The organism is Pseudomonas frederiksbergensis (genome assembly GCF_001874645.1).
GTDB classification, from domain to species: Bacteria; Pseudomonadota; Gammaproteobacteria; order Pseudomonadales; family Pseudomonadaceae; genus Aquipseudomonas; species Aquipseudomonas frederiksbergensis_B.
Genome location: NZ_CP017886.1, coordinates 3716784 through 3729665, shown reverse-complemented (window position 1 = coordinate 3729665; position 12882 = coordinate 3716784). Strand labels below are relative to the sequence as shown.

Here is a 12882-nt window from a genome sequence, read left to right as displayed (position 1 = left end):
ATATGACCAGCCGCCTGAAACCCGACGACCAGCAGCGTGTCGAAGAGTACCTGCAACTGTCCCAGCACCGAGTCGAGCGCCGGCCTTTCCGGCCGTGGATGCTCCTCGTGGTGTTACTGGCAGTGATCATTGGCTTGGGCCTGTTGAGCCGACTTGTGAGATACCTGACGCTATGAGCTGCCTCGCGCTCGCTCGGGTAACTGCACCGATTTCTTTTAGCCTTGCGAGATATCCCCATGACTCATCGTATTGTCATCGTTGGCGGCGGCGCCGGCGGTCTGGAGTTGGCTACCCGTCTGGGTAAGACTCTGGGCAAGCGTGGCACGGCCCGTGTGATGCTGGTCGACGCGAACCTGACGCACATCTGGAAACCGCTGTTGCATGAAGTGGCGGCAGGTTCCTTGAACTCTTCCGAAGACGAACTCAACTATGTCGCCCAGGCCAAATGGAACCACTTCGAGTTCCAGCTGGGGCGCATGAGCGGGCTCGATCGCGCACAGAAGAAAATCCAGCTGGCCGCCACCTACGACGAGAACGGCCTGGAACTGGTGCCAGCACGCGAAGTGGCTTACGACTCGCTGGTGATTTCAGTCGGCAGCACCACCAACGATTTCGGCACTCAAGGCGCGGCGCAGCACTGCCTGTTCCTCGACACCCGCAAACAGGCCGAACGCTTCCACCAACAATTGCTCAACCACTATCTACGTGCCCACGCCGGGCAATCCGATGCGGTTCAACAGATCAGCGTGGCCATCGTCGGCGCGGGTGCCACTGGCGTCGAACTGGCGGCGGAACTGCACAACGCGGCCCACGAACTGGCGGCGTACGGCCTGGATCGCATTCTGCCGGAAAACATGCACATCACCCTGATCGAAGCCGGCCCACGGGTACTGCCCGCCCTGCCGGAACGGATCGGCGGCCCTGTGCATAAAACCCTGGAAAAACTCGGGGTCAAGGTGCTGACCAACGCGGCGGTCAGCGAAGTCACCGCCGATGCACTGATCACTGCCAGCGGCCAGGAGATCAAGGCCAGCCTGAAAGTCTGGGCTGCCGGGATTCGCGCACCCGGTTTCCTCAAGGACATCGATGGCCTGGAAACCAACCGGATCAACCAGCTTCAAGTGCTGCCGACCCTGCAAACCACCCGCGATGAAAACATCTTTGCCTTCGGTGACTGCGCGGCCTGCCCGCAACCAGGCACTGACCGCAACGTGCCGCCACGCGCGCAGGCAGCGCATCAACAAGCCTCGTTGCTGGCCAAATCGCTGAAACTGCGCATCGAAGGCAAGCCATTGCCTACCTACAAGTACACCGACTACGGGTCCTTGATTTCGCTGTCGCGTTTTTCGGCTGTGGGTAACTTGATGGGCAACCTGACCGGCAGCGTGATGCTCGAAGGTTGGCTGGCGCGGATGTTTTACGTGTCGCTGTACCGCATGCACCAGGTCGCGCTGTACGGCCCGTTCCGCACGGCGATGCTGATGTTGGGCAGCAGGATTGGCCGTGGGACTGAACCGCGTCTGAAGCTGCATTAACCCTAAAAGATCGCAGCCTGCGGCAGCTCGATGAACCGTTGGTGGTGGAGCTGCCGATAGGCTGCGATCTTTTTTTGCGCCACAACCGAGACGGTACTTTATTCAACGCAAAAAAAATCCCCGTATCTTTCGATACGAGGATTTTTAATATGGTCGGGGTAAGGGGATTCGAACTCCTGACATCCTGCTCCCAAAGCAGGCGCGCTACCGGACTGCGCTATACCCCGGTAAAAAAAAGGCACCCTTCTAAAAGAGCGCCTTCTTCGATCAGCGCTTTTGGCCTCTGATCTTAAGATTCGATTCCAGCGCTAACTGGTTTCAAAAATGGTGGGTCGTGTGGGATTCGAACCTACGACCAATTGGTTAAAAGCCAACTGCTCTACCAACTGAGCTAACGACCCAAAAATGGTCGGGGTAAGGGGATTCGAACTCCTGACATCCTGCTCCCAAAGCAGGCGCGCTACCGGACTGCGCTATACCCCGGTTTGAAATTGGCTCCGTGACCAGGACTCGAACCTGGGACCCAATGATTAACAGTCATTTGCTCTACCGACTGAGCTATCACGGAACTACATATTTCAATTACAACTGTGAAGCTTGCTTCACCTCTTCGACCCGTTCGCATCGCTGCGTTCGTGTGTCTGAGGCGCGCTATTCTACAATCTTAAACACCTCTGTCAACCCCCTAAATTGCTTTCAAGACAATGATTTGCAACTTATTTCAGATTTCGACTTGGGGAGTAGAAACCCTTGGGGCGACTTACTGCGGGGCGCACTTTACAAGCCTTTTCCTTACAGTTCAACACCCTAAGAAAAAAAGACCCCGCAATGCGGGGCCTCCTCTATTGCCGTGCAGCGAACGGTCAGTTGAAAACGATTTCGTCGTTCGCAACGGTGGCCGTCACGGTGGCACCTGGCAGGAAACTGCCGGACAGAATCAGCTGCGCCAACGGGTTTTCGATCCAGCGCTGGATCGCTCGTTTGAGCGGCCGCGCGCCATAAACCGGGTCGTAACCTACCGCAATCAACTTATCCAGTGCCTCGCTGCTCAGATTCAGTTTCAGCTCGCGCTCGACCAGGCGGCTGCGCAGGCGACCCAACTGGATCTCGGTAATGCCGGCAATCTGATCACGCGCCAACGGTTCGAAGATCACCACTTCGTCGATCCGGTTGATGAACTCCGGACGGAAGTGCGTCGACACCGCATCCATCACCGCCGCACGTTGCGCTTCACGATCACCGACCAGTTCCTGGATCTGCACCGAGCCCAGGTTGGAGGTCATGACGATCACCGTATTACGGAAATCCACGGTACGTCCGTGACTGTCGGTCAGACGACCATCTTCCAGCACTTGCAGCAACACGTTGAACACGTCCGGGTGGGCCTTCTCGACCTCGTCCAGGAGGATCACCGAATACGGCTTGCGACGCACCGCCTCGGTCAGGTAACCGCCCTCCTCGTAGCCTACGTAGCCCGGTGGTGCCCCGATCAACCGCGCCACGGAATGTTTCTCCATGAACTCGGACATATCGATGCGCACCATTGCCTCTTCGGTATCAAAGAGGAACTCGGCCAAGGCTTTGCACAACTCGGTTTTACCGACACCGGTCGGGCCGAGGAACATGAACGAACCGCTTGGGCGATTCGGGTCGGACAACCCGGCACGCGAACGTCGCACGGCGTTGGCCACCGCCACCACGGCTTCGTTCTGGCCGATCACGCGTTGGTGCAACAGGCTTTCCATCTTCAGCAGTTTGTCGCGCTCGCCTTCGAGCATTTTCGACACCGGAATACCGGTCCATTTCGACACGACTTCGGCGATCTCTTCTTCAGTCACCTTGCTGCGCAGCAACTGGTTTTCGCTCTTGCCGTGCTGGTCGACCATTTGCAGGCTGCGTTCCAGGTCCGGGATCACCCCGTACTGCAACTCGGCCATGCGGTTAAGATCGCCTTTGCGGCGGGCGGCTTCCAGTTCCTGACGGGACTGTTCGATTTTCTGCTGGATTTGTGCCGAGCCCTGCACTTCGGCTTTTTCCGAATTCCAGATTTCTTCGAGGTCCGAGTACTCACGCTCGTGACGAACGATTTCTTCCTGGAGCTTTTCAAGACGCTTCTTCGCCGCTTCGTCGCTTTCTTTCTTCAGCGCCTGAGATTCAACCTTCAGTTGAATCAAGCGCCGCTCCAGACGATCCAGTACTTCCGGCTTGGAGTCGATTTCCATGCGAATGCGGCTGGCCGCTTCGTCGATCAGGTCGATAGCCTTGTCCGGCAACTGACGGTCAGTGATGTAGCGATGACTCAACTTGGCCGCCGCAATGATCGCGCCGTCGGTAATTGCCACCTTGTGGTGAACCTCGTAGCGCTCTTTCAGGCCACGCAGGATCGCGATAGTGTCTTCTTCGCTCGGCTCGTCCACCAGGACTTTCTGGAAGCGCCGCTCAAGGGCCGCGTCCTTCTCGATATATTGGCGATACTCGTTGAGCGTGGTTGCGCCGACACAATGCAGCTCGCCACGGGCCAGGGCCGGTTTGAGCATGTTACCGGCATCCATTGAGCCTTCGCCTTTACCGGCACCGACCATGGTGTGCAGTTCGTCGATGAACAGGATGATCTGGCCTTCCTGTTTCGACAGCTCGTTGAGCAGGGATTTCAGGCGTTCTTCGAACTCGCCACGGTACTTGGCACCGGCAATCAGCGCGCCCATGTCCAACGACAGCAGGCGCTTGCCTTTCAGGCCATCGGGCACTTCGCCATTGATGATGCGTTGGGCCAGGCCTTCGGCGATGGCGGTTTTACCCACGCCAGGCTCACCGATCAGCACCGGATTGTTTTTGGTACGACGCTGCAGAACCTGGATGGTCCGGCGAATTTCGTCATCACGGCCGATCACCGGGTCGAGCTTGCCTTCTTCAGCACGCTTGGTCAGGTCAATGGTGTATTTGTCCAACGCCTGACGCGACTCTTCGTGATTAGCGTCATTCACCGCTTCGCCGCCACGCAGGTTGTTGATCGCGTTTTCCAGGGCTTTCTTGCTGACGCCCTGACCGAGCAGCAATTTGCCGAGCTTGCTGTTCTCGTCCATGGCGGCGAGCAGTACCAGCTCGCTGGAGATGAACTGGTCACCCTTCTGCTGAGCCAGACGATCGGCCTGGTTGAGCAGGCGCGCCAGGTCCTGCGACATGTTCACGTCGCCAGTGGGATTCTGGATTTTTGGCAGATGGTCGAGCTCTTTGCTCAACTCTTTGCGCAGGCTGTTGATGTCAAAACCGACTTGCATCAGCAACGGCTTGATCGAGCCGCCCTGCTGCTCAAGCAGCGCTTGCATCAGATGCGCAGGTTCAATGCCCGGATGATCGAGACCGACAGCCAGGGATTGGGCATCGGACAAGGCTAACTGTAATTTGCTGGTTAAACGGTCTATACGCATTGGTCACCTTCCTAAATGGGCAGGCCGGAGCGATAAATACACCTTAACGAAGAAAACCTGCCAGATACCCCACTAGATGCGGTCGATTCTGGGAGTTTCAAGCGTCATACAGTTGATGCAGATCAGGAGAGTCTAGCGTTCGAGCCAGATCAGGGAGGCAAACCGACCGGTGCGAGGACTGCGGCGGTAAGAAAAGAAGCGTGGATCGGTCACGGTACAAAAACCACCACCATAAACAGCAGTAACACCGCAGGCCGCCAGGTGCAGGCGCGCCAGCATGTAGATATCGGCCATGAACTTGCCGGCATTATGGCTCGGGACAAAGGCTTGAACGGTTTCCGGGAGTCGCTGGACAAAGGCCTCACGAACCTCCGGGCCAACTTCGAAAGCTTTTGGACCAATGGCAGGACCCAGCCAGACGAGCACCTCGGCAGGGTCTACGGCCAGGCTGTCGACGGTTGCCTCAAGCACACCCGCCGCCAGACCGCGCCAACCGGCGTGAGAGGCGGCGACTCGCGTGCCGGCCCGGTCGCAGAACAATGCCGGTAAACAGTCAGCCGTCATTGCCGCACAGGCAACGCCCGGCGTGGCAGTCCAGCTGGCATCCGCCGTTGCCACGGTAGTCGGGTCGGCATGGGCCACGGCAATGCCGTGAACCTGTTGCAACCAGGCTGGCCGAATAGAAAAGTGTTCGGTCAGACGTCGGCGATTCTCGGCGACAGCCGCAGGACTGTCCTCGACATGATCGCCCAGGTTGAGGCTGTCGAACGGCGCCAGACTGACGCCGCCCGCACGGGTGGTGACGCAGGCTTTCACCCCGGCAGGCAGAGGCCAGTCAGGAATCAGCCAGTCAATCATCCGATGAACGCCTCACGGTCTTGCTTGAGCAGCGACAGCAACCAGACGAAGTCGTCCGGCAGTGGCGATTCCCAGCTCATGCGCTTACCGGTGGTCGGATGATCCAGTTCCAGGAAACGCGCATGCAGCGCCTGACGCGGGAAATGTTTCAGGGACTCGACCATGGTCACACTGGCTGCCGGTGGAATGCGGAAACGACCGCCGTAGGCAGGATCTCCAACCAACGGGAAGTTGATGTGAGCCATGTGCACGCGAATCTGATGCGTACGACCGGTTTCCAGTTTGACCCGCACATGGGTGTGGGAGCGGAAACGCTCGAGCACGCGGTAATGACTGACCGCCTGCTTGCCACCTTCCATCACCGCCATGCGCTGACGTTGCTGGCCGTGACGACCGATCGGCGCGTTGATCTTGCCGCCGGCGGTGACCACACCAATCACGATGCATTCGTAGATCCGGCTGACGCTGCGGCTCTGCAACTGTGTGACCAGCTGCGTCTGCGCCTGAATGGTCTTGGCCACCACCATCAGACCGGTAGTGTCCTTGTCCAGACGGTGCACGATACCGGCGCGCGGCACATTGATGATGTCCGGTACGTGGTGCAGCAAGGCGTTGAGCAAAGTGCCGTCGGCGTGACCGGCAGCAGGATGCACCACCAGGCCCGCAGGCTTGTTGATCACCAGGATGTCGTCATCTTCATAGACAATGTCCAGGGCGATGTCCTGAGCAATCCATTCTCCTTGAGCTTCCTGCTCGGCAGTCAGCTCAAGGATGGCGCCGCCGTGGACGATGTCTCGCGGGCGGATAACCGCTCCATCCACAGTCAGGTGGCCGTCTTTGATCCAGGCGGAAAGGCGCGAGCGCGAGTGCTCAGCGAATAGTTGTGCGGCGACTTGATCGAGGCGTTGGCCGCCCAATTCGGACGGCACCTCTGCGCGAAGTTCAATTTTATCGGACATGCTCAGACTAGGCGTCGGCTACAGCCTTTGGTTTCGGCTGCGCGCTTGTGGTTAAATACGGCGTCTTTTGCCCCGAGGCTTTCAACGGGGCACTCATCATAACAGGACGGCCCCGCCCAAGACAGCGGCCGTCATAGGGACGCAAGCCGCCATGCAAGTGAAACACCTGCTGCTGATCGCCATCCTCGCATTGACCGCTGCTTGCTCATCGAAGGAAGTCGTCGACGAAAACCTGAGCGAGGTCGAGCTGTACCAGCAGGCTCAGACCGATCTGGACAAAAGCAGCTATACCAGCGCCACAGCCAAGCTGAAGGCTCTGGAGTCGCGCTATCCGTTCGGTCGCTACGCTGATCAGGCTCAACTCGAACTGATTTATGCGAACTACAAGAACGCCGAGCCCGAGGCTGCCAAGTCTGCGGCCGAGCGCTTTATCCGTCTGCACCCGCAGCACCCGAACGTCGATTACGCGTACTACCTCAAGGGCCTGACCTCCTTCGATCAGGACGTCGGCCTGCTGGCGCGCTTCCTGCCGCTGGACATGACCAAGCGTGACCCGGGCGCCGCACGTGACTCCTACAACGAGTTCGCCCAGCTCACCAGCCGTTACCCGAACAGCCGCTACGCGCCAGACGCCAAGCAGCGCATGATTTATCTGCGTAACCTGCTGGCGTCCTACGAAATTCACGTAGCCGACTACTACCTGACCCGTCAGGCGTACGTTGCAGCGGCCAACCGTGGTCGTTATGTGGTCGAAAACTTCCAGGAAACCCCTTCGGTCGGTGACGGCCTGGCGGTGATGGTCGAGTCGTACCAGCGCCTGCACCTGGACGAGCTGGCCAACAGCAGCCTGGAAACCCTGAAGCTGAACTACCCGAACCACCCGACGCTGGTCGACGGCCAGTTCGTGCCACGGGTAGCCGAAGCCGACAACCGTTCGTGGTTGAGCAAGGCCACTCTGGGCCTGATCGAATCCCGTCCACCGCTGCCGCCGGGCGAGACCCGCGCCAACCAGGACGTGATGAAGCAATTCCAGGATGCCAAGGACGCGATCCCTGCCGAGCTCAAGCCTAAAGAAGGTGATGCGGTTGAAGAGCAGCACGAGGCCGAAGGCAACCACAGCGACCGTTCGTGGTTCAGCCGCCTGACCTTCGGTGTGTTCGACTGACCCCCGAGGTGCCAAAAAGGGAGACTTTCGAGTCTCCCTTTTTTATGACCGCGTTTTATTGCGCTGTGCGCTTCTCTGGTCCTTGGCTAAACTGCCGGATTATTCATTGCAAAGCGGCTCATCATGCTTCGTTTACTGTTCTGGATTGCCCTGATTGCTGCAGCAGTATGGTTCTGGCGCAAGTTCAAGCGCCCAGCCGACACCTCGCATACGTCCAGCGAACTCGATGCGCCGCCCATGGTTCGCTGCGCCCATTGCGGTGTACACCTGCCTCGCGACCGCGCACTGAGCCTTCAACAACAGTGGTATTGCAGCCAGGCTCACCTTGAGCAAGGCCCGAGCTCACGTGATCGCTGAGGCCTCAAGCCCTGGCATCAAACAGGCCCAGCGGCTGCTGCGCCTCTATCATCTCTACCGTTTAAGCATCGGCTTGATTCTGGTGCTGTTGGTCTCCAGCAACCTGGACAACCAGTTGCTGGAATTCGCCAACGGCGATCTGCTGCGCACCGGCAGCTGGTTGTACCTGATACTGAACATCCTGCTGCTGGTGTTTTTGCAGAACCCCAGACAACCCGTACAGATCTTCAGCCTCGCGCTGGCCGACATCCTGCTGTTGTCAGTGCTGTTCTATGCCGCAGGTGGCGCCCCCAGCGCCATCGGCAATTTGCTGATTGTGTCAGTGGCGATCGGCAATACTCTGCTGCGTCGGCGCATCGGTCTGCTGCTCGCGGCAGTCGCCGCCATCGGCATCATTTCCCTGACTTTTTCCCTGAGCGGCAGCCACCCGACGGGGGCCAATCACTACTTGCAGGCCGGCACCCTCGGCGCCCTGTGCTTTGCCGCAGCCTTGCTGGTGCAAGGTCTGACCCGACAACTGGAGGACAGCGAGAGCCTGGCCGAGCAGCGCGCCAGCGAAGTGGTCAGCTTGGAAGCGCTCAATGCGCTGATCCTGCAACGCATGCGCACCGGCATTCTGGTGCTCGACAGTGAGCGACGGGTTCAGTTGGTCAATCACAGCGCATTGAGCCTGCTGGGCCATGCACGCCTCGACGGCCAGCTCATCGACGATTACTCGACAGCCCTGGTCGAGCGCCTGCAACTCTGGCTCAACAACCCGACCTTGCGTCCACAAAGCCTGAAAGTCGCCAGTACTGGCCTGGAACTGCAACCGAGTTTCATTGCGCTGGGCCTGAACGAACAACGTCAGACCCTGGTATTTCTCGAAGACCTCGCCCAGGTCGCGCAACAAGCTCAGCAACTCAAGCTTGCAGCACTGGGCCGGCTGACCGCAGGCATTGCCCATGAAATCCGTAATCCATTGGGTGCCATCAGCCATGCGGCGCAGTTGCTGAACGAGTCTGAGGAGCTGATGGGCGCAGATCGGCGTCTGACGCAGATTATTCAAGACCACTCTCAACGCATGAACCGAGTGATAGAAAATGTCTTGCAGCTTTCACGCCGCCAACAAAGCGTACCGCAACGGCTCGACTTGAAACCGTGGCTGGAGCAGTTCGTGTGCACAGTGCGCGACGGTGCAACGGATCGCCAACAGATTCATCTGAACGCAGGCTCAGGCCCCTTCACCACATTGATGGACCCTGACCAACTGACCCAGGTGCTCGACAACCTGCTGCGCAATGCCTGGCGCCACAGCGCCCTTGCGCACGAGCAGGCCGAGGTCTGGCTCACGCTGTTTATCGACCCCGACAACCAGCTTCCCACCCTTGATGTGCTGGACAACGGCCCCGGTGTTTCAGCGGAGCAGCAAGCACATCTGTTCGAACCGTTCTTTACCACCAGTAGCCAGGGCACTGGCCTGGGTCTCTATCTGTCCCGTGAGCTGTGCGAAAGCAACCAGGCCCGCCTAGACTTCAAACCACGCCCAGACGGCGGCTGCTTTCGCATCACCTTTGCTCACGGACGGAAACAAAGTTGAAGACAAGCCCACGGCAAAAAGTCCTGATCGTCGATGACGAACCGGATATTCGCGAACTCCTGGAAATCACCCTCGGCCGAATGAAGCTCGACACGCTGAGCGCGCGCAATGTCGGCGAAGCCCGGACGTTGCTGGGCAAGGAGCGGTTCGACCTGTGCCTGACCGACATGCGGTTGCCCGACGGTACCGGCCTGGAGCTGGTGCAGCACATTCAGCTGACCCATCCACATGTGCCCGTGGCGATGATCACCGCTTATGGCAGCCTCGATACCGCCATCAACGCGTTGAAGGCCGGGGCCTTCGACTTCCTGACCAAACCGGTGGACCTTACCCGACTGCGAGAACTGGTGGTCAGCGCCCTGCGTTTGTCAGGCGCGGGCGACGCTGCCAATGCCATCGACCGCCGGTTGCTCGGCGACTCAGCGCCCATGCGCAACCTGCGTAAACAGATCGACAAACTGGCGCGCAGCCAGGCACCGGTGTACGTCAGCGGCGAATCCGGCAGCGGCAAGGAACTGGTCGCCCGACTGATTCATGAACAAGGTCCACGCAGCAGCCAGCCGTTTGTGCCGGTCAACTGCGGGGCGATTCCGTCCGAATTGATGGAAAGCGAATTTTTCGGTCATCGCAAAGGCAGTTTCAGCGGTGCCATCGAAGATAAACCCGGCCTGTTCCAGGCGGCCAACGGCGGGACGCTGTTTCTCGATGAAGTGGCCGACTTGCCGCTGGCGATGCAGGTCAAATTGCTGCGCGCGATTCAGGAGAAGGCCGTACGCAGCATCGGCGGACAACAGGAAGCCATCATTGACGTGCGAATACTCTGCGCCACTCACAGATATCTGGACGCCGAAGTGGCCGCCGGGCGCTTTCGGCAGGACTTGTACTATCGGTTGAATGTGATCGAGCTGCGCGTCCCGCCGTTGCGCGAGCGCCGTGACGACATCGAACTGCTGGCCAGTCATGTGCTCAAGCGTCTCGCGGCAGTCAGTGGCTTGCCGGCCGCCCACCTGCATCCGCAAGCCCTCGATGCGCTCAAGCGTTACCGTTTTCCGGGCAACGTCCGCGAGCTGGAGAACATGCTCGAACGCGCGTACACCCTTTGCGAAAACAAGCAGATCGAAGCCAGCGACCTGCGCCTGACTGACGGTAATTGCAGCGTCGAAACCGGATTGCCGGACCTGACGAAAATCGACAATCTTGAGCAGTATCTGGAGAACGTCGAACGCAAACTGATTCTTCAGGCCCTCGAAGAAACCCGCTGGAACCGCACAGCGGCGGCCCAGCGGTTGAAGCTGTCGTTTCGGTCGATGCGTTACAGGCTGAAAAAGTTAGGCTTGGATTGAGACCTTAAAAGATTGAAAGATCGCAGCCTCCGGCAGCTCCTACCAGGCGTCCAGCGTAGGAGCTGCCGCAGGCTGCGATCTTTTGATCTTCGCCCTAAATCCGGCCGGCTGGCGCATAGGGCGTCGGATCGATAACCGGTTCGCGCCCGAGCATCACGTCGGCGAACAGCTGGCAGGAGGCCGGCGCCAACACCAGACCATTGCGGTAATGCCCGCAATTGAGCCACAACCCGGCAAACCCGGGCACCTCGCCAATATACGGAATTCCCTCCGGCGAACCCGGGCGCAACCCCGCCCAATGCCCGACCACCTCGGCCTCGGCCAGCGCCGGAATCAGCTCGACCGCCGAAGCCTTGAGACTTTCCAGCGCCGACTCGGTCGGTGTCTTGTCGAACCCTTCGTGTTCCAGTGTGCTGCCGATCAGGATGTGCCCGTCTCGGCGCGGAATGGCATAACGACCCTTGGCCAGAACCATGCTCGACAGGAAGTCCGACGCGCACTTGTAGAGGATCATCTGACCTTTGACCGGCTCGACCGGCAAATCCAGGCCCAGGGTCTTGAGCAAATCACCACTCCAGGCACCAGCAGTCAGCACTATCTGATCGCCATGGATCGGGCCCTTCGAACTCTCGACACCCACCACCGCATCGCCATCACGAATGAACGCACTGACTTCGCACTGTTCATGAAGGGTCACGTTAGGCAGCGCCAGCAATGCCGCCTTGAGGGACTTCAGCAGTCGCGGATTACGAATATTAGCCACATCGGCCATGTAGATCGCCCGTGAAAAACCCGGCCCTAATACCGGCACGGCATCGTGGGTGGCCGAGATATCCACAACGCTCAGCGGACGGTTTTCCCGTTTGGCCCAGGCCAGCGCCTCGGCCTCGTCATCCAGATCCAGCCAATACAGGCCCGTGGTGTGCACCTCGGGATCGATTCCGGTGCTAGCAAACAGACGTTCAGCCAGTTGTGGATAAAAATCCTGGGACCAGTGGGCCAATGCGGTGACAGCCGGGTTGTAGCGCCACGGATACAGCGGTGAAACGATGCCGCCGCCGGCCCAGGAAGACTCCTGGCCCAGGTTTGAGCGATCCAGCAGGATCACGCTCTGCACCTGCGACGCCAGATTAAACGCAGTCAGCAGGCCGATTACCCCGCCGCCGACAATCACCACTTGCTGTTGCTTGGCCATCATCTGATCCAACCATAAAAAAGACAGAGGGCACAAAACGCGCCCGTGGAAAGGTACTCAGCGACCCCAGCAATCTTTGGTGGTCAGCCCGGTCGTCGCATTGTTCATGCCTCTGACGCCGGTATTGGTGAGGGTGAAATCCCCACACTTGTCACTGGCCATCGTTGACCCGGCCTTGCGCACGGCAGTCAGCAGGAAGGTCTGATCGGTCAGCGTCGGGGTGAGGGTGTAATAGTCGTTGCCGACACTCAGCCCCGTAGCGTTGGTGTACACATTGTTCTTCGAATAGAACCGTTCAAGGTTTTGCGCCTGCTCGGACAGCAGCCCGGCAACTTCGGTGCGATGGCTTCTATTCACGTACTCAGTCAGGAGCGGAGCGGAAATGGTCGCCACAATCCCGATGATCGCGATCACGATCATGATTTCGATCAGGGTAAAACCTTGGTTGGATCTGCGCATTGCC

The 12882-nt window shown here is 59.0% G+C and carries 11 protein-coding genes and 4 tRNA genes; 6 read left to right on the top strand and 9 right to left on the bottom strand.

Translation table 11 applies throughout. From position 1 onward, the window contains the following. Positions 1 to 2 precede the first annotated feature (2 nt). Both BLL42_RS17905 and BLL42_RS17900 read left to right on the top strand, forming a co-directional pair. Positions 3 to 176: a DUF3094 family protein gene (locus BLL42_RS17905; RefSeq protein WP_071553267.1), complete on the top strand. Its 174-nt coding sequence runs from the start codon at positions 3 to 5 to the stop codon at positions 174 to 176. Positions 177 to 236: 60 nt separating this feature from the next. Then, complete coding sequence (locus BLL42_RS17900) at positions 237 to 1535, top strand: NAD(P)/FAD-dependent oxidoreductase (protein WP_071553266.1); 1299 nt, start codon at positions 237 to 239, stop codon at positions 1533 to 1535. Between the two features lie 150 nt (positions 1536 to 1685). Here the strand turns inward: BLL42_RS17900 and BLL42_RS17895 are convergent. The 7 genes from BLL42_RS17895 to rluD all read right to left on the bottom strand — a co-directional run bounded on the left by BLL42_RS17895 (position 1686) and on the right by rluD (position 6780). After that, a tRNA-Pro gene (locus BLL42_RS17895) sits at positions 1686 to 1762 on the bottom strand. A 98-nt stretch (positions 1763 to 1860) separates the two neighbouring features. Further along, a tRNA-Lys gene (locus tag BLL42_RS17890) sits at positions 1861 to 1936 on the bottom strand. Positions 1937 to 1941: 5 nt separating this feature from the next. After that, positions 1942 to 2018: transfer RNA gene (locus BLL42_RS17885), tRNA-Pro, on the bottom strand. 9 nt (positions 2019 to 2027) lie between these two features. Further along, positions 2028 to 2103 (bottom strand) — tRNA-Asn (locus tag BLL42_RS17880). Positions 2104 to 2398: 295 nt separating this feature from the next. Then, positions 2399 to 4963 carry an ATP-dependent chaperone ClpB gene (clpB, locus tag BLL42_RS17875; protein ID WP_071553265.1) on the bottom strand — a complete coding sequence of 855 codons (2565 nt, stop codon included), beginning with the start codon at positions 4961 to 4963 and terminating at the stop codon, positions 2399 to 2401. Between the two features lie 132 nt (positions 4964 to 5095). Continuing rightward, on the bottom strand, positions 5096 to 5821 hold the full coding sequence (gene pgeF / locus BLL42_RS17870) for a peptidoglycan editing factor PgeF (protein ID WP_071553264.1): 726 nt from the start codon (positions 5819 to 5821) through the stop codon (positions 5096 to 5098). Next, positions 5818 to 6780, bottom strand: a complete 963-nt coding sequence (gene rluD / locus BLL42_RS17865; RefSeq protein WP_071553263.1) for a 23S rRNA pseudouridine(1911/1915/1917) synthase RluD — start codon at positions 6778 to 6780, stop codon at positions 5818 to 5820. The genes pgeF and rluD overlap by 4 nt, the downstream gene beginning before the upstream one ends. A gap of 151 nt (positions 6781 to 6931) precedes the next feature. Between rluD and BLL42_RS17860 the strand changes: the two genes are divergently transcribed. The 4 genes from BLL42_RS17860 (at position 6932) to BLL42_RS17845 (ending at position 11224) form a co-directional block, all read left to right on the top strand. Then, entirely contained in the window at positions 6932 to 7945 is a 1014-nt protein-coding gene (locus BLL42_RS17860) for an outer membrane protein assembly factor BamD (protein WP_071553262.1), read from the top strand. Positions 7946 to 8068: 123 nt separating this feature from the next. Next, positions 8069 to 8302, top strand: a complete 234-nt coding sequence (locus BLL42_RS17855; protein WP_071553261.1) for a PP0621 family protein — start codon at positions 8069 to 8071, stop codon at positions 8300 to 8302. Then, a complete protein-coding gene (locus tag BLL42_RS17850; RefSeq protein ID WP_071553260.1) occupies positions 8292 to 9881 on the top strand; it encodes a sensor histidine kinase in 1590 nt (529 codons plus the stop codon). Before BLL42_RS17855 ends, BLL42_RS17850 begins: the two co-directional genes overlap by 11 nt. Next, the gene (locus tag BLL42_RS17845; protein ID WP_071553259.1) at positions 9878 to 11224 is read left to right on the top strand and encodes a sigma-54-dependent transcriptional regulator; all 1347 of its coding nucleotides are present in this window, start codon (positions 9878 to 9880) and stop codon (positions 11222 to 11224) included. Before BLL42_RS17850 ends, BLL42_RS17845 begins: the two co-directional genes overlap by 4 nt. A gap of 94 nt (positions 11225 to 11318) precedes the next feature. Here the strand turns inward: BLL42_RS17845 and thiO are convergent, their stop codons facing one another. Next, a complete protein-coding gene (gene thiO, locus BLL42_RS17840; RefSeq protein ID WP_071553258.1) occupies positions 11319 to 12419 on the bottom strand; it encodes a glycine oxidase ThiO in 1101 nt (366 codons plus the stop codon). Positions 12420 to 12476: 57 nt separating this feature from the next. Beyond that, complete coding sequence (locus BLL42_RS17835) at positions 12477 to 12878, bottom strand: type IV pilin protein (protein ID WP_071553257.1); 402 nt, start codon at positions 12876 to 12878, stop codon at positions 12477 to 12479. Positions 12879 to 12882 lie beyond the last annotated feature (4 nt).

Excerpts from the sequence above, each read along its gene's own strand:
- clpB (WP_071553265.1), bottom strand. The coding sequence starts at position 4,963 with ATGCGTATAGACCGTTTAACCAGCAAATTACAGTTAGCCTTGTCCGAT.
- BLL42_RS17855 (WP_071553261.1), top strand. The coding sequence starts at position 8,069 with ATGCTTCGTTTACTGTTCTGGATTGCCCTGATTGCTGCAGCAGTATGG.
- BLL42_RS17860 (WP_071553262.1), top strand. The coding sequence starts at position 6,932 with ATGCAAGTGAAACACCTGCTGCTGATCGCCATCCTCGCATTGACCGCT.
- rluD (WP_071553263.1), bottom strand. The coding sequence starts at position 6,780 with ATGTCCGATAAAATTGAACTTCGCGCAGAGGTGCCGTCCGAATTGGGC.
- BLL42_RS17900 (WP_071553266.1), top strand. The coding sequence starts at position 237 with ATGACTCATCGTATTGTCATCGTTGGCGGCGGCGCCGGCGGTCTGGAG.
- BLL42_RS17835 (WP_071553257.1), bottom strand. The coding sequence starts at position 12,878 with ATGCGCAGATCCAACCAAGGTTTTACCCTGATCGAAATCATGATCGTG.
- BLL42_RS17905 (WP_071553267.1), top strand. The coding sequence starts at position 3 with ATGACCAGCCGCCTGAAACCCGACGACCAGCAGCGTGTCGAAGAGTAC.
- thiO (WP_071553258.1), bottom strand. The coding sequence starts at position 12,419 with ATGGCCAAGCAACAGCAAGTGGTGATTGTCGGCGGCGGGGTAATCGGC.
- pgeF (WP_071553264.1), bottom strand. The coding sequence starts at position 5,821 with ATGATTGACTGGCTGATTCCTGACTGGCCTCTGCCTGCCGGGGTGAAA.